The organism is Actinoplanes sp. NBRC 103695 (assembly GCF_030269485.1).
GTDB lineage: Bacteria > Actinomycetota > Actinomycetes > Mycobacteriales > Micromonosporaceae > Actinoplanes.
Genome location: NZ_BSTL01000014.1, coordinates 280,941 through 303,962, shown reverse-complemented (window position 1 = coordinate 303,962; position 23,022 = coordinate 280,941). Strand labels below are relative to the sequence as shown.

General features: G+C 69.3%; 23 protein-coding genes. 16 read left to right on the top strand and 7 right to left on the bottom strand.

The annotated features are described in order from the left end of the window. Positions 1 to 261: 261 nt before the first annotated feature. Positions 262 to 1,536: a DUF1501 domain-containing protein gene (locus QSK31_RS26325; RefSeq protein ID WP_285687008.1), complete on the bottom strand. Its 1,275-nt coding sequence runs from the start codon at positions 1,534 to 1,536 to the stop codon at positions 262 to 264. Between the two features lie 5 nt (positions 1,537 to 1,541). Continuing rightward, positions 1,542 to 3,068 carry a DUF1800 domain-containing protein gene (locus QSK31_RS26320; RefSeq protein WP_285687007.1) on the bottom strand — a complete coding sequence of 509 codons (1,527 nt, stop codon included), beginning with the start codon at positions 3,066 to 3,068 and terminating at the stop codon, positions 1,542 to 1,544. 124 nt (positions 3,069 to 3,192) lie between these two features. On the opposite strand from QSK31_RS26320, the gene QSK31_RS26315 reads away from it, so the two are divergent. Continuing rightward, entirely contained in the window at positions 3,193 to 4,227 is a 1,035-nt protein-coding gene (locus QSK31_RS26315; RefSeq protein ID WP_285687006.1) for an ROK family protein, read from the top strand. 113 nt (positions 4,228 to 4,340) lie between these two features. Further along, on the top strand, positions 4,341 to 6,293 hold the full coding sequence (locus QSK31_RS26310; protein ID WP_285687005.1) for a PPC domain-containing protein: 1,953 nt from the start codon (positions 4,341 to 4,343) through the stop codon (positions 6,291 to 6,293). A gap of 61 nt (positions 6,294 to 6,354) precedes the next feature. On the opposite strand, the gene QSK31_RS26305 is transcribed toward QSK31_RS26310, so the two are convergent. Beyond that, on the bottom strand, positions 6,355 to 6,687 hold the full coding sequence (locus tag QSK31_RS26305; RefSeq protein ID WP_285687004.1) for an STAS domain-containing protein: 333 nt from the start codon (positions 6,685 to 6,687) through the stop codon (positions 6,355 to 6,357). 110 nt (positions 6,688 to 6,797) lie between these two features. After that, complete coding sequence (gene zwf, locus QSK31_RS26300; protein WP_285687003.1) at positions 6,798 to 8,288, bottom strand: glucose-6-phosphate dehydrogenase; 1,491 nt, start codon at positions 8,286 to 8,288, stop codon at positions 6,798 to 6,800. 157 nt (positions 8,289 to 8,445) lie between these two features. Here zwf and QSK31_RS26295 point away from each other — a divergent pair, with 157 nt between their 5' ends. Beyond that, the gene (locus tag QSK31_RS26295) at positions 8,446 to 9,390 is read left to right on the top strand and encodes a DHH family phosphoesterase (protein WP_285687002.1); all 945 of its coding nucleotides are present in this window, start codon (positions 8,446 to 8,448) and stop codon (positions 9,388 to 9,390) included. 246 nt (positions 9,391 to 9,636) lie between these two features. Here QSK31_RS26295 and QSK31_RS26290 read toward each other — a convergent pair whose 3' ends face one another. After that, on the bottom strand, positions 9,637 to 10,464 hold the full coding sequence (locus QSK31_RS26290; protein WP_285687001.1) for a DUF1775 domain-containing protein: 828 nt from the start codon (positions 10,462 to 10,464) through the stop codon (positions 9,637 to 9,639). 78 nt (positions 10,465 to 10,542) lie between these two features. Between QSK31_RS26290 and QSK31_RS26285 the strand changes: the two genes are divergently transcribed. The 5 genes from QSK31_RS26285 (at position 10,543) to QSK31_RS26265 (ending at position 15,248) form a co-directional block, all read left to right on the top strand. After that, entirely contained in the window at positions 10,543 to 10,749 is a 207-nt protein-coding gene (locus tag QSK31_RS26285; RefSeq protein ID WP_285687000.1) for an RNA-binding S4 domain-containing protein, read from the top strand. A 148-nt stretch (positions 10,750 to 10,897) separates the two neighbouring features. Beyond that, positions 10,898 to 12,268, top strand: a complete 1,371-nt coding sequence (locus QSK31_RS26280; RefSeq protein ID WP_285686999.1) for an ABC transporter substrate-binding protein — start codon at positions 10,898 to 10,900, stop codon at positions 12,266 to 12,268. A 95-nt stretch (positions 12,269 to 12,363) separates the two neighbouring features. Then, a complete protein-coding gene (locus QSK31_RS26275; RefSeq protein WP_285686998.1) occupies positions 12,364 to 13,311 on the top strand; it encodes a carbohydrate ABC transporter permease in 948 nt (315 codons plus the stop codon). Between the two features lie 46 nt (positions 13,312 to 13,357). Continuing rightward, positions 13,358 to 14,218: a carbohydrate ABC transporter permease gene (locus QSK31_RS26270; protein ID WP_285686997.1), complete on the top strand. Its 861-nt coding sequence runs from the start codon at positions 13,358 to 13,360 to the stop codon at positions 14,216 to 14,218. Positions 14,219 to 14,366: 148 nt separating this feature from the next. After that, positions 14,367 to 15,248, top strand: a complete 882-nt coding sequence (locus QSK31_RS26265; RefSeq protein ID WP_285686996.1) for a hypothetical protein — start codon at positions 14,367 to 14,369, stop codon at positions 15,246 to 15,248. 123 nt (positions 15,249 to 15,371) lie between these two features. Here the strand turns inward: QSK31_RS26265 and QSK31_RS26260 are convergent, their stop codons facing one another. Continuing rightward, complete coding sequence (locus QSK31_RS26260) at positions 15,372 to 15,740, bottom strand: FKBP-type peptidyl-prolyl cis-trans isomerase (RefSeq protein WP_285686995.1); 369 nt, start codon at positions 15,738 to 15,740, stop codon at positions 15,372 to 15,374. A 138-nt stretch (positions 15,741 to 15,878) separates the two neighbouring features. Here QSK31_RS26260 and QSK31_RS26255 point away from each other — a divergent pair, with 138 nt between their 5' ends. The 8 genes from QSK31_RS26255 (at position 15,879) to QSK31_RS26220 (ending at position 21,987) form a co-directional block, all read left to right on the top strand. Beyond that, positions 15,879 to 16,784, top strand: a complete 906-nt coding sequence (locus QSK31_RS26255; RefSeq protein ID WP_285686994.1) for a lytic polysaccharide monooxygenase auxiliary activity family 9 protein — start codon at positions 15,879 to 15,881, stop codon at positions 16,782 to 16,784. Between the two features lie 77 nt (positions 16,785 to 16,861). After that, positions 16,862 to 17,143 (top strand): hypothetical protein, encoded by a 282-nt coding sequence (locus QSK31_RS26250; protein ID WP_285686993.1) that lies wholly within the window; start codon positions 16,862 to 16,864, stop codon positions 17,141 to 17,143. A 57-nt stretch (positions 17,144 to 17,200) separates the two neighbouring features. Next, a complete protein-coding gene (locus tag QSK31_RS26245; RefSeq protein ID WP_285686992.1) occupies positions 17,201 to 18,613 on the top strand; it encodes a DUF4331 domain-containing protein in 1,413 nt (470 codons plus the stop codon). Between the two features lie 4 nt (positions 18,614 to 18,617). Further along, complete coding sequence (locus QSK31_RS26240) at positions 18,618 to 18,959, top strand: phospholipase (RefSeq protein WP_285686991.1); 342 nt, start codon at positions 18,618 to 18,620, stop codon at positions 18,957 to 18,959. Between the two features lie 27 nt (positions 18,960 to 18,986). After that, entirely contained in the window at positions 18,987 to 19,976 is a 990-nt protein-coding gene (locus tag QSK31_RS26235) for an AraC family transcriptional regulator (RefSeq protein ID WP_285686990.1), read from the top strand. A gap of 74 nt (positions 19,977 to 20,050) precedes the next feature. Then, positions 20,051 to 20,428 carry a metalloregulator ArsR/SmtB family transcription factor gene (locus QSK31_RS26230; protein ID WP_285686989.1) on the top strand — a complete coding sequence of 126 codons (378 nt, stop codon included), beginning with the start codon at positions 20,051 to 20,053 and terminating at the stop codon, positions 20,426 to 20,428. Next, positions 20,425 to 20,931 (top strand): SRPBCC family protein, encoded by a 507-nt coding sequence (locus QSK31_RS26225; RefSeq protein WP_285686988.1) that lies wholly within the window; start codon positions 20,425 to 20,427, stop codon positions 20,929 to 20,931. Before QSK31_RS26230 ends, QSK31_RS26225 begins: the two co-directional genes overlap by 4 nt. 81 nt (positions 20,932 to 21,012) lie before the next feature. Beyond that, positions 21,013 to 21,987 carry a glycerophosphodiester phosphodiesterase family protein gene (locus QSK31_RS26220; RefSeq protein ID WP_285686987.1) on the top strand — a complete coding sequence of 325 codons (975 nt, stop codon included), beginning with the start codon at positions 21,013 to 21,015 and terminating at the stop codon, positions 21,985 to 21,987. 32 nt (positions 21,988 to 22,019) lie between these two features. Here QSK31_RS26220 and QSK31_RS26215 read toward each other — a convergent pair whose 3' ends face one another. Continuing rightward, positions 22,020 to 23,015 (bottom strand): PAS domain-containing protein, encoded by a 996-nt coding sequence (locus QSK31_RS26215; RefSeq protein WP_285686986.1) that lies wholly within the window; start codon positions 23,013 to 23,015, stop codon positions 22,020 to 22,022. Between the last annotated feature and the right edge of the window lie 7 nt (positions 23,016 to 23,022).

Here is a 23,022-nt window from a genome sequence, read left to right as displayed (position 1 = left end):
TTCAAACTCGGTTCTACGGCCATCGCAGGTCTCTCCTTCGTGATCTAGACAATCCGAAGGATCTGCGATGGCCGCCTCTCATCACTGCAAAACTGCAGGTCATACACCACTTCGGTGGACGCGACCCGCGCATTGACTCGTGCCGGGCGTGAGCGGCGGCAGCGACGGTGAGCGGGCACCCGAGCGCAAACGCCGATAGCAGCGCCACTCACCAGAAAAAGGCCGGCCGATCACCGCGAACGGTCACTGACGCGCGAACGGTCACTGACGCGCGACGGCCAGGCCGAAGGACGACGGCTTGATGGTCGGGAAGACCTCCTCCAGCGAGCCGAAGCCGCAGCGCTTCTGCAGGATCTCGCCGATCACCGAGCGGTAGTCGGTGGTGGCGGCGAGGTCGCCGTCGGCCAGTGCCGCGGGCGCCAGGGTCGGCCAGTTCGTGTACACCCGGCCACCGCGGACACCGCCGCCGAGCAGCATCATCGCGTTGCCGTGGCCGTGGTCGACGCCCTTCGAGCCGTTCTCGGCCACCCGGCGGCCGAACTCGCTGATCGTCACCAGGGTCACCTTGGCCATGCCGTCCGGCCCGAGGTCACCGGCGAAGGCGGCCAGGGCGAGCGAGGTGTCGTACAGGTTGTCGTACATCCGCTGGCCCTTGACCGCGGTGCCCAGGCCCTGGTGCATGTCCCAGTCGCCGGAGTCGACCGCGGCGGCGGCCAGCCCGACGTTCGACTTGATCAGCCGGGCCAGGTCGCGCAGCGCCTCGCCGAGCGGGGTGGCCGGGTACACCGCGCCGTTGGCCGGCGTGTAGGTGGCCGACCGCGCCGACGTGCTGGCGGTCAGCGCCCGGTCGGCGGCGATCGCCGGGGCGGCCAGCGCGGCGGGCGCGTCGGCGTACATCTTCCGCAGCGCCGCGGCCATCGGGCGTTTGGTGCTCTCCCCGGCCAGCTTGAAGTCGTCGATCGAGGCCATCGACACGTCGGCGGCCGGCCCGCCGAAGATCCGCGACGGCATCGCGTTGCCCATCGCCACGCCGGCCAGCGGGGCGGTCGTCCCGGTCAGCCCGAGCATCCGGTCCAGCCAGCCGGTCCGCAGCGACGTGCCGGCGGCGGCCCGCTCCATCTCCTCCATGGCGGCGAAGTGCGAGCGGGTCGGGTTCGGCTGGCCGACCGCGTGCACCCCGGCGAGCGTGCCCGCCTTCCACATCGGCAGCAGCGGGGCCAGCGCCGGGTGCAGCCCGAACGTGCCGTCGCCGGCGATGACCTGGCTCTTCGGCAGCGCGATGCTGGGCCGCGCCTTGTAGTAGTCGGGGTCGCCGATCGGGGCGAGGGCGGACAGCCCGTCGAACCCGCCGCGCAGCGACAGGATGATCAGCGTGTCACCGGTGTAGCCGGCGTCGGCGTAGGCCAGCCGGGTGGACAAGCCCTCGGCGGCCAGGCCGGCCAGCACCGCGCCGCCGCCCACGGCCAGGGTGCGGCCGAGCAGGCCACGGCGGCTCAAACCGGACAGTTCGTCACAGGAGTCGGCGGGAGCGGTCATCGTGATCACCTCAGCGAGAAGGTCGGCGCGTCGAGGACCAGCGCGATCAGGTACGGCAGGCTGCCCGCGAGCGACTTGTCGGAACTGCTCAAGGAACTGGTCGGCAGCTTGCCCGCGACACTGAGCACGGCGGCGGTGTGGGCGGCCGGGAGGGTGGCGCCGACCAGCCGGCGGGCCAGCGCGTCGACCAGGCCGCCGTATGTGCCGGGCAGGACGGGCACCAGGGACTTGAGGAGGTCTGCCGGGCGGACGAGCTGGGAGGGGTACCAGCCGGTGGCGATGTTCAGGTGGCTGTTGCAGCGCATGAGGAAGGCGGACGGCGAGGCCCAGGCGGCGGCCACGTCGGGGAAGCCGTTCGGCGGCGCCCAGCGCAGCGGCGCGTTGCCCGCGTCCACGAGCATGTTGTAGAGGGCGTCGAGGGACTTCACACCGGTCGCCTCGGGGGTCAGGCCGAGCGTGCGTACGGTCGCGGCCAGGTCCTCGAACGGGGTCCGCACCTTCTGGCCGGCCGATGCGGCGAACTCCGGCGACGTGAACAGCGCGCGCAGCACCGGCACGATCGCGGTCCCGTTGTCCAGGTAGACCTTCGCCAGCTTGGCCACGAGCGTCGCGGGCGCCTCGTCGGCCACGAACCGGACACACAGCCGGGTCATCAGCCGGGTCGCGGTCGCCGGGTGCTTCGCGAGGTGGTCCAGGAACGCCGTCGCGGCGGCCTCGCCGCCCTCGGCGGTGGCGTTGGCGTGCTTGAAGCCGAGCACCTCGACGGCGCCGGTGGCGTGCTTGGCAGCGGTGTAGGTGTACGTGCCGGCGGTGCCGACGGTCATTCCGGTGAGCAGCCGGGCCGCCGCCTTCACCTCGTCCTCGCTGTAGATCAGGCCGACGGTGTGCAGCTCCATCAGCTCGCGGGCGTAGTTCTCGTTCGGGTGCGCCTTGGTGGACGACCGGTTGTCCAGGTAGGTGAGCATGGCCGGGTGCCGGGCCGAGGCCTTGAGCATGTCGGCGAAGGTGCCGAAGGCGTGCTTGCGGATCACCTGGGCGTCGTAGTCGGCGCGGTTGTCCCAGCCGCCGGAGGACGGCGCCGCCACGTGCAGCACGTTGTTGAAGAAGTTGACCGTGCTCTCCAGGAGCTGGCGGTTGCTCCAGATCGCGCGGGCCACGGTGGCCCGCCCGAGCTGCTTGAACGCGTCGTAGGAGTGCACCGGCAGCTTGGCCCGCACGGTCGCGACGTCGGCGCCGGCCAGGGGCAGCCGGGTCAGCAGGTCGTCGCAGACCGCGTCGCTGATCTTGGCGGGGCTCAGCTGCCGGTCCAGCCAGCCGTTCACGCCCAGCTTGGCGGCCTCGGCCAGGGTGGCCGGCGTCGCACCGAAGGTCGCGCGCCGCAGCAGGTGCGCGACGACGCCGTCAGGTGTCTCAGCGTCGGGCAGCAGGTTCGCGGGCCCGGCGGCGAGCGCGGGTTCGGCGAGGGCGAGGCCGCCGGCGGTGGCGGCGGACACTGCGGCGGTGGCGGCGAGAACGGTGCGGCGCGTCGTCATGCGAGGCTGTTCGACCGTACGCCGGGGGAGAATCGCGGATCTTCACACGCGCAACCGAGGCGCAATCCGCGAGCACCGGTTCCCGGTCCGGCCTGCTCGGACGTAGTCTCGTGGTGTGGATCACATGGATACGGTCCTGACCCCGGCGTCCTGGGTCGTCGTGGGGCTGGACAACGGCGGAACCTGCAACAACGCGACCGTGCTCGACGCCACCGGACGGTTCCTCGTGGACCGTCTGGTGGAGAATCCCAGCCTGGTCACCGACGGGCCGGAGTCGGCGGTCGAGCAGCTGGCCGAGGCGCTGGGAAACATCCTGACCCTGACCAGCACGCCGCTGACGCTGGTGCGGGCGGTCGGCCTGGACACCCCCGGCCCGGCGAGCGCGGACGGTGTCATCTCGTCCAAGGGCTCGACCAACTTCAACCAGGTGTCCTGGCACGGCTTCGACATCCGCGGCGCCCTGGAGGCCCGGATCGGCCTGCCGGTGGTCTACAACAACGACGCGAACGCGGCCGCGCTCTACGCCCACCACCGCCACTTCGGCGCCGACGCGTCCCGGACCGGGTCGATCTCGGCGGTGGTCGGCACCGGTCTGGGCGGCGGCGTGGTGGAGAACGGCCGGGTGATCAGCGGCGCCGCCGGGATGGCCGGCGAGCTCGGCCACGTGCAGATCCCGCTGCACGGTGTGCTCGAGGACGGCCAGCCTGTCCCGGTGTGCAACTGTGGATTCTCCGGCGATGTCGAGAGCATCGCGTCGCTGACCGGAATCAAGAAGAATCTGCTGCCGTACTGGCTGACCCGTTTCCCGGATCACCCGCTGGCCGCCGAGCCAATCGAGAAAGCGGCCAAGCTTCTGCGCGGATACGGTGAGAAAAACGACCCGCTCGCGTTGTCCGTGTTCGGCCAACAGGCCAAAGCGATCGGCAAACTTTTCACGATCGCCGCCAATTTCACTGATCCACATGCCTATTTCCTGGGTGGAGGTGTCGTGGAGGCGACGCCGGCGTTCCGTCAATGGTTCTTGAACACGGTTCGGGAACACACCCAGTTACGCCAGGAGCAGGTTGCCGTGTCCTCGTTCTCGCTGGTACCGGACCTGGACATGGCCGGCGCGCGGGGCGCCGCAGTGGCCGCATTGGACACGGTCAAGTCCGCATAGGACGGTCATACATGTATCAATAGAGCGGGCTAGATATTGATCGCCACCTTCAGTAGCGTTCCGGTTGCCGTCCTCGGCCGGGGGGCCCGGACGCGCTGAAGGGGGAGTTACAGATGCGAAGGAGCATCGCGACCGCCGGAGCAGTCCTGCTCGGGCTTGTCACGCTGACACCGGGCGTGGCATCAGCCGCGCCGGCCAATCCCGCGGGCGGACATGACGCCGCGCTGACCGCCGTCGAGAAGGCTGCCGTCGCCCAGGGCGTTCCGTTCGCGCCCAAGGCGAAGCCGGGAGCGAAGCCGAAGGGCGCCAACCCGTACCTGGCGAACCTGGCCGACCCGTCCAAGGCGGACTACAGCGGCTGGAAGACCTATCTAGCCAAGCAGGCCGCGGCCAAGGCCACGGCGAAACTCAAGACCAAGGCGGGCGAGGCCGCCGCCGCGGCGTCGGTGATCTTCGACGAGGACGAGTTCGACGGCACCCGTGGTGGCAACGACACCCCGGCGTTCGCCCAGCGTCTCCGGGGCTTCGGCACCGGCGAGGGCCAGGCGTCGTCGGCCCGGGTCATCGGCCAGCTCGACCCGGAAGCCGTCACCAGCACGGCGATCCCGGCGAACGCCGAGGACGACGGTGACATCAACCTCGCCAAGGACACCGGCATCGGCGCCACCCGCTCGGGCGTCACCACCACCGGCACCATCGGCGACGGGCCGCACGGCTCGCTCGGCGACGAGACCGGTGACTTCGACTTCTACAAGGTGACCGCCTCCGCGGGCGACGTGATCTCCGCGCAGACCGCCACGCCGACCGGCGCGCTGGACACGCTGCTCTACCTGTACGCCGCCGACGGCACCCTGCTGACGCAGAACGACGACGGCGCGGGCAACTTCGACAGCCTGCTGAAGTACAGCGTCCCGGCCGACGGCACGTTCTTCCTGAGCGTCGCCTCGTACGGCAACCTCCAGGCCGACCCGTTCGACTCGGGCAGCGGCGACGGGGTGACCAGCGAGGGCGCGTACAACCTGAGCGTGACGGCCAGCCAGGACGATGTGGACTTCTTCTCGGTCAACCTGAAGAAGGGCGACGTGCTGGGTCTGTCGGTGACCGGCTCGCCGGCCTACATCACCGTCTACGACACGGCGCCCAAGGAGGTCCACGGGTCCAACCAGGACGCGTCGTTCATCTACCCGCCGAGCTCGCCGCTCCCGGGCGGCGGTAACGCGGTGACCGACTACGTGGCCACCCAGAACGGCTGGCACTTCTTCGGCGTGTCCACCGGCTCCGGCCGGTACGACATCACCGCCGACCTGTTCCGCCCGGTTCTCGAGGGCAACACCCCGCCGGTGCAGCGGCTGTTCCTGGACTTCGACGGCGCGCGGGTGAACACCGCGATCTTCGGTGGCCCCGGCACCGTCAACCTCAGCCCGTTCGCCGCGTTCCTCTCCCGCTGGGGCATCCCGCGGGCCCAGGAGGACGAGCTGATCGACGCGATCACCGCGAGCGTCGAGGAGAACATCCGCCAGGACCTGATCGACTCCGGACTGAACAACCGGTTCCGCCTCCAGGTGACCAACAGCAAGGACAACCCGGACACCTTCGGCAAGCCGAACGTCAGCCGGATCATCATCGGCGGCACCATCGACGAGTCCGGCATCAGCACGATCGGCATCGCGCAGAGCATCGACCCGGGTAACTTCGACACCCAGGAAACCGCGCTCGTGCTGCTCGACGTGCTGAGCGACCCGTCGGGCCCGGCCTCGCTGAACACGTACCTGACCCCGGTCAGCGACCGGATCGCGTTCGTGGCTCAGGGCATCGGCAACGTGACGGCCCACGAGGCCGGTCACTTCTTCGGCAACTTCCACACCGACAACGCCAGCGCCGCCGTGAACCTGCAGGACTCGGGTGGCGCGAACTTCCAGAACCTGTTCGGCGTCGGCCCGGACGGGATCGGCGGCACCGCGGACGACGCCGACGTCGACTTCGGTGAGGACGTGTTCTCGCCCGCCGAGGGCTTCATCGGCACCGAGGACACGCTCGGCCGGGTGGCCTTCGGCATCACCAGCTGATCAACCGGCAACCAGGAAGGGGCGTCCCGGGAGGGGCGCCCCTTTCTCGTTCCGTGACGGCTTATTCCTTGATGGCGGCCTCGACGTCGGGGTACAGGGCCAGATATTCGGTCAGACCGAGCGTGTCGAGCAGCCGGCGGAGGAAACTGGACGGCGCGGCCAGACGGACCCAGCCGTCCCGTTCCAGCGCCCGGCCGTGCGCCGCGACCAGGACGCCGACGCCCATCGAGTCGCAGAAATCGAGGCCGGAGAGGTCGACCACGACGCGCGGCGAGGAGCGTTCGACGAGCCGGGACAGGTTCGCCTTCAGTGCGGGAGCGGTGTCGATGTCGAGGGAGCCGCGGAGGTTCAGGACGGCCGTGTTCGGTGGGTGGTGCGCGACCGAGACCTGCATGGGGGTGTCGCCTTCGTTCGTTCCGGGGAGGGCTGGGAGGGGGCGAGGACTGCTATCCCCACCCTATGCGAGGGGCGGTAGTCAGTCGCCTCCCCGGAACCTGAGTGCTCTCAGACCTCGGTGCGCCACTTCCGGCCGCTGCGGCCGATCAGGCGGTCCGCGTCGGTCGGTCCCCAGGACGCCGCCTCGTACGTCGGGATCGGCGACTGGTCGCCCGCCCAGTTCTCGATGATCGGGTCCACGATCCGCCAGCACTGCTCGACCTCGTCGGTGCGGATGAACAGCGTCGGGTCGCCGAGCAGGGCGTCCAGCAGCAGGCGCTCGTACGCCTCCGGCGACTCCTCCTGGAACGTCTGGTCGTACGAGAACTCCATGCTGGCCGTGCGCACCCGGAAGGAGTGACCGGGCACCTTGGCGCCGAAGCGCAGCGAGATGCCCTCGTTGGGCTGGATCCGCAGGATCAGCGCGTCGGCCTCGAGATCGGTCAGCTGGGTGGTCGGGATCGGCAGGTGCGGCGGACGCTGGAACTGCAGCGCCACCTCGGTCAGCCGGGCCGGGAGCCGCTTGCCGGTGCGGACGTAGAACGGGACGCCGGCCCAGCGCCAGTTGTCCACGTTCAGCCGCATCGCCGCGTACGTCTCGGTCCGCGACAGCGGGTCCACGCCCTGCTCCTCGCGGTACCCGGCCATCAGGTCGTCCCGGGTGCCGCCGCGCGTGTACTGCCCGCGCACGGCGAGGTCGGCGACGTCCCGGTTGGTGGGCAGCCGCACCGCCTGCAGCAGCTTGACCTTCTCGTTGCGCAGGCTCTCGGCCTCGAACGACGCGGGCGGTTCCATCAGTGACAGCGCGAGCACCTGGAGCACGTGGTTCTGCACGATGTCCCGCATCGCGCCGGCGTGCTCGTAGAAGCCGCCGCGGGTGCCGACGCCGAGCGTCTCGGCGACCGTGATCTGCACGTGGTCGACCCACGAGCGGTCCCAGATCGGCTGGAAGATCGAGTTGGCGAAGCGCAGTGCCAGCACGTTCTGGACGGTGTCCTTGCCCAGGTAGTGGTCGATCCGGAAGACCTGGTGCTCGTCGAACGCGGCGTGCACGATGCCGTCCAGCTCGTGCGCGGTCTGCAGGTTCTTCCCGTACGGCTTCTCGATCACCAGCCGGGAGAAGGAGCCCTCGCGGGCGTGGTTGAGCCCGGCGCCGGCCAGTCCGTTGATCACCGGCTGGAAGGCCTCGGCCGGGGTCGACAGGTAGAAGATGCGGTTGCCCGAGGTGCCCCGGGACGCGTCCAGTTCGTCGAGGACCTCGGCGAGCTGCTTGTAGGTCTCGGGGTTGTCGTAGCCACCGGACACGTACCGGATGCCGCCCTGGAGCTGGGGCTTGTCGAGCAGGCTGCGGGTGCCGAGCGCGCTGCCCGCGAACTGGCTGTCCTCCATCGGCGTCCGGGCGACGCCGACCAGGGCGAACTCGGCGGGAAGCCGGTTGTGCCTGGCCAGGCTCTCGACGGCCGGGAGCAGCTTGCGCCGGGTCAGGTCGCCCGACGCCCCGAAGATCACCAGAGTGGCGGGCGGGGCGCTGCGCTCCTGGATGAGCTGAGGGGTGGTCATGATTTTTGATCGTCCTCCGGCCGGAATGAGCGTCTGACTGAACCTTACGCAGCGCCTGGCACGGACGGTTCATACCGGTCCTGGCCATCGCACCGGGTCCAGCGCCACAAAAGTGGCATATTGGGGTAGAACGCCGGGGAACTCAAGGGAGCGTCACGTGAAGTACCGCCTGGTCACCCGCAGCGACTTCGACGGCCTGGTCTGTGCGGTGTTGCTGCGTGTCCTGGACATGATCGACGACATCACCTTCGTGCACCCGAAGGACGTCCAGGACGGCGTGACTGAGATCACCGAACGTGACATTTTGACGAACCTGCCGTACGCGCCGGGCGCTCACTTGGTCTTCGACCACCACCACTCCGAAACCCTGCGTAACGTGGGCGGGCTGCCGAACCACATCATCGATCCGGACGCCCCCTCGGCCGCCCGGGTCATCTACGACCACTTCGGCGGCGCCGAGGCCTTCCCCGAGGTCCCCGACGACCTGATGCTCGCCGTCGACCAGGCCGACTCGGCCGACTACACGCTCGAGGACATCCTGCGCCCCGAGGGCTGGACGCTGATGAACTTCCTGATGGACAGCCGGACCGGGCTGGGCCGCTTCCGGGAGTTCCGGATCTCCAACTACCAGCTGATGATGCTGCTCATCGACGCCTGCCTCCAGATGCAGGACGTGCACGAGATCCTCATGCTGCCGGACGTCGCCGAGCGGGCCGACCTCTACCGCGACTGCTCGGAGATGTTCAAGGAGCAACTGGAGCGGGTCAGCCACGTCGAGGGTGACGTGGTGGTGGTCGACCTGCGCGACGAGGAGACCATCCACGCCGGCAACCGGTTCATGGTGTACGCGATGTTCCCGCAGGCCCGGGTGTCGGTGCACATCATCTGGGGCCGCGCGAAGCTGAACACCGTGTTCGCCTGCGGCAAGTCGATCCTGGACCGCACCTCGCCGGTGGACATCGGCGAGGTGATGCTGCGCTACGGCGGCGGCGGACACCTGGCGGCGGGCACGTGTCAGGTCCCGCACGAGGATTCCGACCGCGTCCAGCGAGAGATCATCGAGGCCCTCAAATCTCCGCGTACGGCCTCCGTCAGCCCCTGAAGCCGGCGGCGCCGGCGCCCTCGCTTGATGCTCGGGCGATTTCGCACCGCCATGGCCGCGGGCCTGCTGGTCGCGGTGCTGACGATCCGGCTGAAGCCCGGACATGCATCGGGGCGGGAGGCCGAACCCTCCCGCCCCGACAGCCGCAGGTCGTGGGTCTTGCCCTGGACCCCACCCGCCCGTCGTGTCCCGCGCCCCACGCGCCTTCCACGACGTTTCCCGCGCCCACCAGCACGGGGAGTCTTGTTATTCCTCAGCCGGCCCGTCCTTGTAGCTCCACGAGGTGACCCTCGGCGCACCTGCGGCGACCGGCTCCTTGTCCTGCTCTTCCTCGGCCTCGACGGCCTCGTCCTCCGGCTTCCGGCGGCCCCTGAGGAGCAGCACCGCCACCGCGGCGAGGGCGATCAGACCGACAACCCATCCGGCGTACGTCCAGAAGCCCGGACCGTCGTCCGCGGCGAGGAGAGCCTCGAACGTGGCGTCGTCCTCGGCCGAGGTGCCGTCGCCCTGCGTCGCGCCGCCCGTGCCGCCGTGGCCCAGGTGCCCGGGGGCCTGGCCGGGCTCCGCCGGGGTCAGCGCCAGGGTGACCGGCGGGACGGCCGGACCGGCCTTGCCGCCGGCGCAGGTCTGTTCCAGCGTGAAGTTCATCGAGCTGACCGTCGGCAGCGGGCCCAGCGCGACGGCGAGGTCGGCCGACCTGCCGGGCGCGAGTTCCTGGCCCTTGACCGCGATCCAGGTGACCGCGGAGGCCGTCTCGGTGACCGGGCTGCCGTTGTGGATGCTGGTCAGCGGGGTGTTCAGCTTCAGTGGCGTGATCAGCGGCGCCCAGCCCTCGTTGGAGAGCGGGAACACCTCGGCGACCGGGTTGTCCTTCGGCATCGTCAGCTTGACCTTGTCCACGGAACACTGGGCGGTGTTGGTGAACAGGAAGTGCACGTTTTGCCCGCTGCCCTGGGGCGCGCTGGCCGGTTCCACCTTGACGTCCGCCATGGCTGGGCCGGCCATGGAGAGGACGCCGGCCACGGTGGTGGCGGTCAGCACACCCGCTCTGCGGGAGATGAGGTTTCGGCTCACGGGTGGTAGTTCGTATCCGGCGCCCGGATGGTTCAAGGGTTCGCGTAAATTTTTGGATCGTCGTCGACAATGGTCGTCATGCGTGACGTGGCAATCGACGGTGACATGATCAGACTCGGACAATTCCTCAAGATCGCCGACCTGGTGGACACCGGTGGCGAGGGAAAGGTTCTGATCACCTCGGGTGACGTGACCGTCAACGGCGAGGTCGACCTGCGCCGCGGCCGTCAGCTGCACCGCGGCGACATCGTCGACGTGATGGGACGCAAGGCCCGCGTCGCCTGAGCCACCACTGCGATTTCGATACTCATTTATGCAAGGCCTCCTCCGAACGGTTGACATCGAATCGATCACAGGCATGTACTGATGACCGCTGTGTTACCGGCATCACAACGGTCGGTGACGATGATGTCCGCCTCGCCGGGGAGGCACCATGTCTCGTGCACATGTCCGGGCCGCTACGGCCGCGATCGCGGCAACCGTCCTCTTCGTCTCGTCCGGATGCGCGGGCTGGGGCGGCACCGAGGGCGGGTCGGGCGGGGCCAACAGCATCGACGTGCTGATGGTCAACAACCCGCAGATGATCGACCTGCAGCGGCTGACCGCCGACCACTTCACTCGCGAGACCGGCATCAACGTGAACTTCACCGTGCTGCCGGAGAACGACGTCCGCGACAAGATCAGCCAGGAGTTCTCCAGCCAGGCCGGCCAGTACGACGTGGCCTCGCTGTCGAACTTCGAGATCCCGATCTACGCCAAATCCCAGTGGATCGCCCCGCTCGACGACTACGTCAAGGCGGACAGCGCCTTCGCCCAGGACGACATCCTGCCGTCGATGACCCAGTCGCTGACCGCCGACGACGGCAAGCTGTACGGCGAGCCGTTCTACGGCGAGTCCTCGTTCCTGATGTACCGCAAGGACGTGCTCGACGCGCAGAGCATCCAGATGCCCGCCGCACCGACCTGGCAGCAGGTCGCCGACATCGCCGCACGGGTGGACGGCAAGCAGCCCGGGATGGCCGGGATCTGCCTGCGCGGCCAGCCCGGCTGGGGCCAGGTGTTCGCACCGCTGACCACGGTCGTCAACACGTTCGGCGGCACCTGGTTCGACAAGGACTGGACGCCCCGGGTCAACGCCCCCGAGTTCAAGGCGGCCACGAACTTCTACGTCAACCTGGTCCGTGAGCACGGCGAGGTCGGCGCGCCGCAGGCCGGCTTCACCGAGTGCCTGAACAACATGGTCCAGGGCAACGCGGCCATGTGGTACGACGCGACCAGCGCCGCGGGCTCCCTCGAGGCGGACGACTCGCCGGTCAAGGGCAAGCTCGGGTACGCGGCGGCGCCGGTCGACCGGACGAAGTCCAGCGGCTGGCTCTACGCCTGGTCATGGAGCATCCAGCAGGCCAGCGAGAAGAAGGACAACGCCTGGAAGTTCATCTCCTGGGCGTCGTCCAAGGAGTACGAGGAACTGGTCGGGCAGCAGGTCGGCTGGTCCAGCGTCCCGGCGGGCAAGCGCGCCTCGACGTACGAGAACCAGGACTACCTCAAGGTCGCGTCGGCCTTCGCCGAGCCCACCAAGAACGCCATCACCAGCGCCGACCCGCGCAACCCGGGCGTGCAGGAGCGGCCGGCGATCGGCATCCAGTTCATCGACATCCCCGAGTTCACCGATCTGGGCACGCAGGTCTCCCAGTACGTCAGCTCGGCCATCGCCGGGCAGATGACCGTCGATGAAGCCCTGGACCGAGGTCAACGCCTGGCCGAGGACGTAGCCGAACGCTACAAGTCACGTCAGGAGGGCTGAGTCATGACCGATCGCACCGAGCGGCAATTGCCGGCGGCGGCCCACCAGGCCGCAGGCGAGGGCCAGGAGGGCATGACGAAGGAAGGCTCTGCCTCATGACAACCGTGGCGGAGAAGACCTCGGCGGGGACGTCGGCGCCGCCCCCGGGCGTGATCCGGAAGACGTCCGCCTGGGCCCGGCGCGCGCCGCTGCTGCCCGCGCTGATCTTCATGATCGTGGTCACCCAGCTGCCGTTCGTGGCCACGCTGGTGATCTCGTTCATGGACTGGAACGCCTACTACCCGGACGAGCGGGGTTTCGCCGGCCTCGACAACTTCATCCGGGTCTTCAGCGACGTCAACATGCGCGACGCGGTCTGGACGACGATCCTGCTCACCGCCGGGGTGGTTCTGATCAGCCTGCTGCTCGGCCTGGGCATCGCGCTGCTGCTGGACCGCAAGTTCCGGGGCCGCGGCGCGGTCCGCACGATGATGATCGCGCCCTTCCTGGTGGTCCCGGTGGCTGCCGCGCTGCTCTGGAAGCACGCTCTCTACAACCCCGAGTACGGGCTGTTCAACGGCGCCCTCACCTGGATCTGGGGCATCTTCGGTGCGGACCCGCCGCAGCCGGACTGGATCAGCAACATGCCGCTCTGGTCGGTGATCTTCGCGCTGGTCTGGCAGTGGACGCCGTTCATGATGCTGATCCTGCTCGCCGGCCTGCAGGGGCGTCCGCTGGACGTGATCGAGGCGGCCCGGATCGACGGCGCGAACGGCTGGCAGATCTTCCGCAGCATGACGCTGCCGCACCTGAGGCAGTACCTGGAGCTCGGGGCGCTGCTCGGCTCGATCTACATCGTGCAGAACTTCGACGCCGTCTTCACCATCACCTCCGGCGGGCTCGGCACCGCGAACCTGCCGTACACGATCTACACGATCTTCTACAACGCGCACGACTACGGACGGGCGTCGGCCGCCGCGGTGATCGTGGTGATCGGCACCATCATCATCGCGACGTTCGCCCTGCGGACGGTCTCGTCGCTCTTCAGGGAGGAAGGCCGATGAGCGGAGCGGTGAGGCTACGACCGGGACCGCGGAGCGGAGGTAGGCAATGAGCGCGATCGCCACGACGGCCCCGGCGGCCGTGGAGAAGAAGAAGTCGCGCGGGGCGGCGTGGCTGAGCCTGCTCGCCTGGGTGATCGGCATCCTGTTCGTGCTGCCCGTCGTGTGGATGGTGCTCACCTCCTTCCACGGCGAGTCGGACGCGGCCCAGAACCCGCCGGCCGTCTTCGCGCCGATCACGCTGGAGGGTTACCGCGAGTTCTTCACCGGCGGCGCCAGCCCGTGGCCGCCGCTGCTCAACTCGCTGACCGCCAGCATCGTGTCCACCGCGCTGGTCCTGCTGCTGTCCATCCCGGCCGCGTACGCGCTCTCCATCAAGCCGGTGAAGAAGTGGACCGACACTCTCTTCTTCTTCCTCTCCACCAAGATGCTGCCCGTGGTGGCCGGCCTGCTCCCGCTCTACCTCTTCGCCCAGAACGCCGGCCTGCTCGACAACATCTGGCTGCTCATCGTCTTCTACACCTCGATGAACCTGCCGATCGCGGTGTGGATGATGCGCTCCTTCCTCTCCGAGGTGCCGGTGGAGATGCTGGAGGCCGCACAGATGGACGGCGCCAACCTGGTCAAGACGATGCGCTCGGTGATCGCCCCGGTGGTCATGCCGGGCATCGCGGCGACCGCGCTCATCTGCTTCATCTTCAGCTGGAACGAGCTGCTCTTCGCCCGGGTGCTCACCGCGACCGTGGCGGAGACCGCGCCGGTCTTCCTGACCAGCTTCGTGACCAGCCAGGGCCTGTTCCTGGCGCAGCTCTGCGCGGCCGCGTTCGTGGTCTCGCTGCCGGTGCTGGTGGCCGGCTTCGCCGCCCAGGACAAACTGGTCCAGGGCCTGTCCCTGGGTTCGGTCAAATAGTTCGGATTTGATCGTCGGACCCCGGAACCCCAGGGGGCCGACGATCGTCGTACGGGTTATGACTGAGCCGTCCTTGTCATCCCCTTCCGGCCCTCGCCTGCGGCGTTCGTTGTTCGGCGGCGGCACCTGCCGCTCGGTGCAGTCGGTGATGACGCTAAGTCGCTTCCCGCTGGTGGCAACCACCGCACTGGCCCTCATCGCCCTGTCCGCCTGCGCCCGCACCGATGCCGGCGGCGGCTCCGGTGACGATGCCGGAGCCGCGCCCTCGTCGAGCGCCCCCGAGACGGCTGCGGGCCTGGTCCTGCGGATGACCCAGGAGGGTGGTTTCGTGCCGGCCGAGCGCATCGTCGGGCGGATCCCGGAGGTCAGTGTGTACTCCGACGGCCGCGTCATCACCGAGGGCCCGGTGCCCGCGATCTATCCCGGCCCCGCCATGCCCAACCTCCAGGTGACCACGATCAGCCCGGACGAGGTCGCCGGGCTGGCCAAGAAGGCGCAGGACGCCGGCGTGCGGACCGGGTCGGACCTCGGTCAGCCGAATGTGGCGGACGCGCCGAACACCCGGATCGACGTGATCGTCGACGGCGCGACCCAGAGCGTGAGCGTGGCGGCGCTGGGCATGGAACAGGCCAACGACCCCCGGCTCACCCCGGCCCAGCGGGAGGCGCGGGCCAAGCTGTCCGCCTTCATCGACAAGGTGCGGGAGTTCGGCGCGAGCGCGCAGAGCAAGCCGTACGCGGCCGAGAAGATCGCCGCTCTCGCCCAGCCGTACGTGAAACAGGACGACGGGCTGCCCGGCGCCTTCGCCCCGGTGGCCTGGACCGGTCCGGCGCTGCCCGGGGAGTTCCTCAACCCGAACGTGAAGATCGGTTGCGTGATCGCCGACGGGCCGGCCGTGCTGGCCGCGACCCAGCAGGCGAAGGCCAACCAGCAGACCCCGTGGACGTCCGGCAAGGAGCAGTTCCGGATCACCTTCCGCCCGCTGCTGCCGGACGAGGCCGGCTGCGCGGACCTGAGGAAGCAGAAGTGACACCGCTCGGCGACCCGTTCGACCCGGACGAGTTCCTGCCCCGCGAGGAGCAGGGACACGAGCCGAACGGCGACGGGCCGGGGCGGGCATCGCCCACCCCGGCCCGAGCGGCCTGCCGTCCGGTCACTGCACGCCGAGCAGGTCCACCACGAAGATGAGCGTCTCGTTGGGCTTGATCACGCCGCCCGCACCCCGGGCGCCGTAGCCGAGGTCCGGGGGCACGATCAGCTTGCGCCGGCCCCCGACGCGCATACCGGCCACTCCCGCGTCCCACCCGGCGATGACCTGGCCGCCGCCCAGCGGGAACTGGAACGGCTCGCCGCGGTTGTACGAGGCGTCGAACTCCTTGCCGGACGAGTGCGCCACACCCACGTAGTGCACGCTCACGTAGTGGCCCGGCTTGGCCTCGTCACCGTCACCGACGGTGATCTCCTCGATCAGTAGCTCGGCCGGCGGCTCGCCGGTGATCGGGCCGACGTCGGGCTTGTCCATGAGTCCTCCTGTGTTTCGGTTACGCCAGCCATGCAATCACAACCGGACGTTTCTCTCGGCATTACCACCCAGGGTGATGAACGACTCGCCGTTCTGATCCGTACCCCACGGGTCAGACCGAGCCGAGGAGTCCCACTCATGTCAGTTCGCCGCCTCGGCGCGGTGGTCGCCGCGACCGCCCTGGTCGCGTTGTCGGCCGCCACGCCCGCCTCCGCCCACGGCGCTCCCACGAAGCCGATCAGCCGTACCGCCGCCTGCGCGGGGGAGGGGACCGAGACCGGTTCCGCCGCCTGCAAGGCCGCCAAGAAGGCCAACGGGCAGCCGTTCGGCAAGTTCGACAACCTGCGCGTGGCCGGGGTGAACGGCCGGGACCGCCAGGTCATCCCGGACGGCGAGCTCTGCAGCGGCGGACTGGACTCCTACCGGGGTCTGGACCTGGCCCGGGACGACTGGCCGGCCACCGAGGCCGAGGCCGGCGACACGCTGAGTGTCCGTTACGCCACGACCATCCCGCACGAGGGCACGTTCAAGATCTATCTGACCAAGCAGGGGTACGACCCGGACGAGCCGTTGCGCTGGGACGACCTGGCGACCAAGGCGATCCTGGTGGACAAGGACCCGCCGCTGACCGGTGGCGCGTACCGGATGACGGCGAAGCTGCCCAAGGACCGCACCGGCCGGCATGTGCTCTATGTCATCTGGCAGAACTCCTCCACCCCGGACACCTATTACTCCTGCTCGGACCTGGATCTGAAGGCGCCGCCGGCCCCGAAGAAGAAGGCTGTGGTCGTACCCAAGGCATCGAAGGTCGTGGCGACGCCCAAGCCGTCGCCGACCGCCTCGGACGAGCCCACCCCAGCTGCGGAAACGTCGACCGCGCCGGTGGTCCTGACGCTCGGGGAGGAGTCGCCGGGCGAGAACGATCGGTTCTATCTGGCGGGTGCGCTGCTGGTGCTGGCCGCGGCGACCGGCGCGTTCGCGATCACGCGCATGCGGCGACGGCCCCGCACTCAGGATCTTCCCAGGGATGACGGAATCCGTTGAACCGTCGCGGTTCCGGCCGCGTACTGATGGGCGTCGACGACATAGCCCCGCCCCTGAAGACGATCGAAAGGCCGAGCATGAGTCGCAGTCATTACCGGAGCCGGAACGGTTCGGGCCTGTCCCGTCGCCGGGTTCTCACCGTCGCCGCCACCGTCGGGGTCGGCGCCTCTGTCGCCGGTGTCGCCGGGCTGAGCCTCGCCGGTGAGCGGGAGGACGCGAAGGACGACGGCCAGGCGCTGGTGATCTCGCTGGTGGACGCCAAGAAGGGCGTGTTCGACGTCTTCACCGGTGGTCAGAAGCTGAAGCTGGAAGACAAGAAGCTGGCCGCCCAGCTTCTCAAGGCCGCCAAGCGCGGCTGACGCGCTTCTCGGTAGGCCCTGCTCTCGTTTCCCCCCGACGACTTTTAAGGACCCCCCTTGTCTTCCCATCGTGAAGCACCGGAGATCAGCAAGGACCCGGTGGCGGACAGCTCCGACCTGTACGCGTTCGTGAGCCCCGACCACCCGGACACCGTGACGCTGATCGCCAACTACGTCCCGCTCCAGCCCCCCGCGAGCGGCCCGAACTTCTTCGAGTTCGGCGACGACGTGCTCTACGAGATCCACGTCGACTCCAACGGCGACGCCCGCCCGGACCTCACGTACCAGTTCCGGTTCCGCACCGAACTGCGCAACGACCGGACGTTCCTCTACAACACCGGGCCGATCGAGTCGCTGGACAGTGAGAACTGGAACCGCCGCCAGTTCTTCTCGGTGACCAAGGTGGACGCGCACGGCAAGCACACCGTGCTGGCCGAGAAGCTGCCCTGCCCGCCGTGCAACGTCGGCCCGCTGTCCATCGCGGACTACGACAAGCTCGCCGAGGACGCCGTGCACAAGCTGAAGACCGGCGAGAAGGTCTTCGCCGGGCAGCGAGCCGACGCGTTCTTCGTCGACCTCGGGTCCATCTTCGACCTGGGTACGCTGCGCCCCTTCCAGAACGCGCACCTGGTCGGCCAGAAGCTGTTCAACTACGCCGGCAAGGCGGTCAACGCCACCGACAAGACGAACGTGCACTCGATCGCCATCCAGGTCCCGCTGCACATGGTGCGCAAGGACGGCAAGAAGAAGGTCCGCGGCCGTGACGCCGGCGCCGTGATCGGCGTGTGGACGTCGGCCAGCCGTCGCCAGGTGCAGGTGCGCAAGGGCAAGGGCGACGACGACGTGTACGTCGGCCCGCAGACCCAGGTGTCCCGGCTGGGCAACCCGCTGTTCAACGAGGTCATCGTGCCGATGGCGCAGAAGGACCTGTGGAACAGCCTGCCGCCCAGCGAGGACAAGCGGTTCGCCGAGTTCGTCGCCACCCCGGAGCTCGGCGCGCTGCTGCCGGTGCTCTACCCGGGTGTCTTCGACAAGCTGGCCGCGCTGAACAAGGCCGGCGATCCGCGTGCCGACCTGCTCGCCATCCTGCTCACCGGCATCCCCGACGGGCTGATCGACGAGTTCCAGAACAACACCGGCGAGACCCAGGCCGACATGCTCCGCCTGAACACGGCCATCCCGCCGTCGAAGGAGGAGAACCCGTTCGGCCTCCTCGGCGCCGACCTGGCCGGTTTCCCGAACGGCCGGCGGATCGCCGACGACGTGGTCTCGATCTCGCTGCGCGCCATCGCCGGTGTGACGGTGCCGCTGGTCAACGCCGACTTCAAGCCGGACGACGCGGCCGCGCTGGTCGAGCAGGGACTGTCGATCAAGAACGTCAGCTCCGACCTGCTGAAGAAGTTCCCGTACCTGCCCACGCCGCTCGACGGGTTCAACAACCCGCCGGCCCCCGACGCCAAGAAGGAGTAGTCGCGTGTCGGTCGGAGCGCATCACCACCACACCCTGGCCCCCAGCGGTCAGGGCACGGTGGTGCTGAACATCGGCGCCGACATCGGCGCCATGGTCATCCACACGCCGGGCAGCCTGCACGGGCACGAGATCGAGGTGAGCCCGGTCGCCGACCCGGGCAGCCGGACGCACGCCGCGGTCCGCGCCCGGTACGTGCGCGGAGGGGTGCTGTGGAGTGTCGTCATCGACGGCCTGGCCGCGGGCCGGTACGCGATCTGGCAGGACCCGGTCACCGTGCTCGCCGAAGTCGATGTGACCGGGGGCGCCGTGACCGAGTATGAATGGCCCGTGCCCGTTGCTGCCTGAGAGTCACGACAGGACTACAGTCGGCGGATGGTGACGAGGGCTTCGAACCCGGACGCGGGAATCCCGGTTCGATCCTCGCTGCGCACCACCGACCTCGACGAGGCCGGGAGGTTCTGCCGGCGCCTGTTCTACGAGAGCGTGCGGGTCCGTCCCCTGGACGACACCCGCACGCTCGACTTCGTCGCCGAGGGACTGGGCCTGGGCGCGGTGACCATCGGCGAGCTCCGCTACGGCGCGGACGTCTTCGTCACCACGTCCGACCTCGAGGACGCCTACCACGTCCTCGCGCCGCTGACCGGCGCGGTCCAGTCCCGGCAGCTCGGACACGTGGTCGCCGCCGACGCGTCCCGCGCCGTGGTCCTCCAGCCGGTCGGCGACGTCGAGCTGCGCATGAGCGCCGACTGCCGGCTGCTCAGCGTCAAGGTCGACCGGGCCGCGCTGGAACGTGAGGTGGACGCCGCCCTGGACCGTCAGGTGTCGTCCCCGATGCCGCTGGCCGCCAGCTTCCCCACCGGCAGCGGGCGCGGGCGCAGCTGGGCCGGCCTGGTCCGCCAGCTGCTGGCCGACATGCGCGGCCACAACCCGCTCGTCAACCGGCCGCAGATCGCCAAGCAGTGGCGTGACCTGCTGATCAGCGGCCTGGCGCTGACGGTCGAGCACCCCTTCTCGCACGAGCCGGCGGCCCGGCGGCCGCGCACGGTGAAACGTGCCCTGGACGCGATGCACGCCCAGCCCGGCCGCTCCTTCACGGCCGGCGAACTGGCGGGGATCGCCGGGGTGGGGGTGCGCGTGCTGCAGGACGCGTTCAAGCAGCACATCGGGATGTCCCCGATGACGTACCTGCGCCGGCTGCGCCTCGACAGGGTCCATCAGGCGCTGACCCACGGCGACCCCTGGCGCACCAGCGTCGGGGATGTGGCGGCCCGGTTCGGGTTCACCCATCTCGGCCGTTTCGCGGGGGACTATCGGCGGCGCTTCGGCGAGACCCCCTCACAGACGCTGCGGGATCGCCGCTAGATCGTGCCTCCTCGCTGTCCTCGCCTTCCTCGCTCTCCTTGCGGGACACGTAACACAGTGGTTACGCTTTCGCGGTGGACGAGGTGGCGGCGGCGATCGCCGATCCGGTGCGGCGGGACATCCTGGTGATGCTGCGCGAGCAGCGGCTGACCGCCGGGGAGATCGCCGACCGGTTCACGATCAGCCGGCCCGCCGTCAGCCGCCACCTGCGGGTGCTCCGGGAGAGCGGCCTGGTCAGCGACGCGCTGGTCGGTCGTCAGCGCTTCTACTCGCTGGAGGCCGCCCGCTTCGCCGGCCTGGTGGCGTGGCTCGGGCAGTTCGCCCGCGCCGACCACTGGGAGCGTCGCCTCGACGCACTCGAGACCGAGGTCTACCGCACGCGCCGCGAGCGCCGCACGACCTCGCCGACCACCGATCAGTCAGTCGTCGATCACCAGGAGAAGACCGCATGACCAACCCACCCAACGGCGGGCTCTTCCCCACCGCAGACGGCCGCGACCTCATCGTCAGCCGCACGTTCCGCGCGCCCATCGAGGACGTGTGGGCCAGCCTGACCGAATCCGACCGCACCGCCCGCTGGTTCGGAGCGTGGGAAGGCGACCCCGCCCCAGGCCGGATGATCAAGCTCCAGATGGCCTACGAGGAACAGGCGCCGTGGTTCGACGTCCGGATCGACGCCTGCGACCCACCGCGCCGCCTGGCCCTGTCGACGACGGGGGAGGGGGACGGCGGCTGGAAACTCGAGCTGCGGCTGTCCAACGCCGGCGGCCGGACCGAGCTCCAGCTGGTGCACCACCTCGACAGCACCGACCAGGTCGGCGAGATGGGCCCCGGCTGGGAGTACTACCTGGACATGCTGGTGGCGTCGCGCGACGACCTGCCCAGCCCCAGCTTCGACGACTACTACCCGGCGATGAAGGCCTACTACGACTCACTGACGGAAGTCGGGCACTGACGCCGGAGCCGTCGACCGGCCGCGCCCTTCTCCCTCGAGGTCGATCTCGGCCAGGTCTGATCCCGGTTAGGCTTCGCGGCGATGAGGAAGCGACGGATCTTACTTATCGCCGCCGCGGTCGTCGTGGTGCTGGCGATCGGGTTGGCGGTGCGCCTGAATCTCCCCGGCGATGCGGCTCCGGGCCCGTGGATGGGCCGGCCGTTCCTGTCCATCGCCCATCAGGGTGGGGAGGATGAGGCGCCGTCCAGCACGATGTACGCGTTCCGGCGCGCGGTCGATGTCGGCGCCGACATGCTCGAGATGGATGTGCATGCGACCGCCGACGACGTGCTGGTGGTCATGCACGACGCGGAGGTCGACCGCACCACCGACGGCACCGGGCCGATCCGGGACAAGACGTTCGCCGAGGTGCAGAGGCTGGACGCGGCGTCGCACTCCGAGCTGCGAGGTGTGCGGACCGGGGATCGGCCGCCGCCGCCGGGATACACGGCCGACGACTTCCGGGTGCCGTCGCTGGAGGAAGTGCTGACCCGGTTCCCGCGGACCCCGTTCACCGTGGAGATCAAGGGCTCGTCGGACGACGACGGCGAGTCGTTCCTGCGGAACGCGCGGCTGCTCGCCGGGCTTCTGCATCGCCTGAACCGCACCCAGGACATCATCGTGGCCTCGTTCGAGGATGAGGCCATCGCCGAGTTCCACAGGCTGGCGCCGGCCGTCGGGGTGGCGCCGGGCTTCGGCGAGGTGCTGCGCTACCTGACCCTGCGCATGCGCCCGATCGAGGGGACGGTCGCGCTGCAGATCCCGGTCGGCTTCCAGGGCGTCAGGATCGCGACGCCGGGCTTCATAGCCAGGGCACACAGCGACGGGTACGCCGTGCACGTCTGGTTCAGCGGCAGCGGATCCGAGGACGAGGCGACCTACAACTCACTGATCGACGCCTGCGCCGACGGCCTGATGTCGTCGAAGCCGACCGTCCTGGAACGCGTCCTCGATCAGCGGCGGGTGGCCCGCCCCGGCACCCCGGGCACCGACCCTTGCCCGGCCGCCTCGGACTGACCGTTCAGCTGACACCCGGCGCTGCCGGCCCCTCATGGACGATCCTGCTCGGCTCGCAAGCGGCGGACTTTCTCTTCCGCGGAGCGGCGGGCGGCACGAAGCTGTCGCTCATATCTGAGGCGTGCGCCGGCTTCGAAGACTGTCGTTCGAATCGAAGTGGTGCTGCCCGCCTCGCACCGGGTGACGGCCGAGTTGACGAGAACGGGCAGCCGCCGGCCGTCAGCGCACATGATGTCGAAGGCGACCTCACGGACAACGCCTTTGGTCCTCAGCTCCATGCAGTAGTGCGTCTCGTGAAAGAACTGACCGGCGCGGCTGAGCAGGTCCCGGAATCGGCGTTTCCCGATCAGTGCGTCACGGGAATGGCCGGTGAGTTCGAGAAAGGTCCGGTTGACGTGTTCGATGGTGCCGTCGGGCAGGGTCGTCAACAGTCCGCACGGAGCGTCTTCGTAGTGATCGTCGGGCAACCGGCCGGGAGAGGCGGCAGAATCCGGCTGAGCCTGGACCGGGGGCTTCTCCTGCCCACCGCGACCGCTGCGAACAAGCGAGTCGTGTATCGCCATCCATTGTTCGACATGGTCCGGAGGTAGCGCGCTCGCAATCAAGAACGTTCGTGTGCTGGCCGCGCTCGGCAGATTGTCGCTCCGACCGGACGTCAGCATGTCGCTGAGCGTTGCCTTGGCCAGCGAAATGCCGCGGCACCCGGCCTCGCGTATGAAGGCTGCCTGAGAACCCGCCTCGGTCCATCGGAAGATCTGTCGCAGTGCCGACCGGAAATCCGCGACCGTGGCAACGCTGCGGCACTCCGGGGCCGGGCCACGAGTGCCGGGGTCCGAGCGCGGTGGTCTTGCCCCCCGATAGCCGATGACGTCGGCGACCTGACACCAGCGGCTCAGCCACCCGGCGATATCGGCTTCGGGCACTCCGCACCCGAGCAGGTAGGCGCAGGTGGCGTGCCACGTGGGGAAGGTCCGCCCACCGTGTGCGGCGGACAGCGTCGGTGGGCTGACATACCTGTCCCGGGCCATGGCCTGG

Coding starts and splice junctions, on each gene's coding strand:
- QSK31_RS26255 (WP_285686994.1), top strand. CDS start 15,879: ATGTCAGTTCGCCGCCTCGGCGCGGTGGTCGCCGCGACCGCCCTGGTC.
- QSK31_RS26265 (WP_285686996.1), top strand. CDS start 14,367: ATGACGCTAAGTCGCTTCCCGCTGGTGGCAACCACCGCACTGGCCCTC.
- QSK31_RS26310 (WP_285687005.1), top strand. CDS start 4,341: ATGCGAAGGAGCATCGCGACCGCCGGAGCAGTCCTGCTCGGGCTTGTC.
- QSK31_RS26280 (WP_285686999.1), top strand. CDS start 10,898: ATGTCTCGTGCACATGTCCGGGCCGCTACGGCCGCGATCGCGGCAACC.
- QSK31_RS26215 (WP_285686986.1), bottom strand. CDS start 23,015: ATGGCCCGGGACAGGTATGTCAGCCCACCGACGCTGTCCGCCGCACAC.
- QSK31_RS26275 (WP_285686998.1), top strand. CDS start 12,364: ATGACAACCGTGGCGGAGAAGACCTCGGCGGGGACGTCGGCGCCGCCC.
- QSK31_RS26250 (WP_285686993.1), top strand. CDS start 16,862: ATGAGTCGCAGTCATTACCGGAGCCGGAACGGTTCGGGCCTGTCCCGT.
- QSK31_RS26320 (WP_285687007.1), bottom strand. CDS start 3,068: ATGACGACGCGCCGCACCGTTCTCGCCGCCACCGCCGCAGTGTCCGCC.
- QSK31_RS26235 (WP_285686990.1), top strand. CDS start 18,987: ATGGTGACGAGGGCTTCGAACCCGGACGCGGGAATCCCGGTTCGATCC.
- QSK31_RS26225 (WP_285686988.1), top strand. CDS start 20,425: ATGACCAACCCACCCAACGGCGGGCTCTTCCCCACCGCAGACGGCCGC.
- QSK31_RS26220 (WP_285686987.1), top strand. CDS start 21,013: ATGAGGAAGCGACGGATCTTACTTATCGCCGCCGCGGTCGTCGTGGTG.
- zwf (WP_285687003.1), bottom strand. CDS start 8,288: ATGACCACCCCTCAGCTCATCCAGGAGCGCAGCGCCCCGCCCGCCACT.
- QSK31_RS26260 (WP_285686995.1), bottom strand. CDS start 15,740: ATGGACAAGCCCGACGTCGGCCCGATCACCGGCGAGCCGCCGGCCGAG.
- QSK31_RS26305 (WP_285687004.1), bottom strand. CDS start 6,687: ATGCAGGTCTCGGTCGCGCACCACCCACCGAACACGGCCGTCCTGAAC.
- QSK31_RS26270 (WP_285686997.1), top strand. CDS start 13,358: ATGAGCGCGATCGCCACGACGGCCCCGGCGGCCGTGGAGAAGAAGAAG.
- QSK31_RS26325 (WP_285687008.1), bottom strand. CDS start 1,536: ATGACCGCTCCCGCCGACTCCTGTGACGAACTGTCCGGTTTGAGCCGC.
- QSK31_RS26285 (WP_285687000.1), top strand. CDS start 10,543: ATGCGTGACGTGGCAATCGACGGTGACATGATCAGACTCGGACAATTC.
- QSK31_RS26315 (WP_285687006.1), top strand. CDS start 3,193: ATGGATACGGTCCTGACCCCGGCGTCCTGGGTCGTCGTGGGGCTGGAC.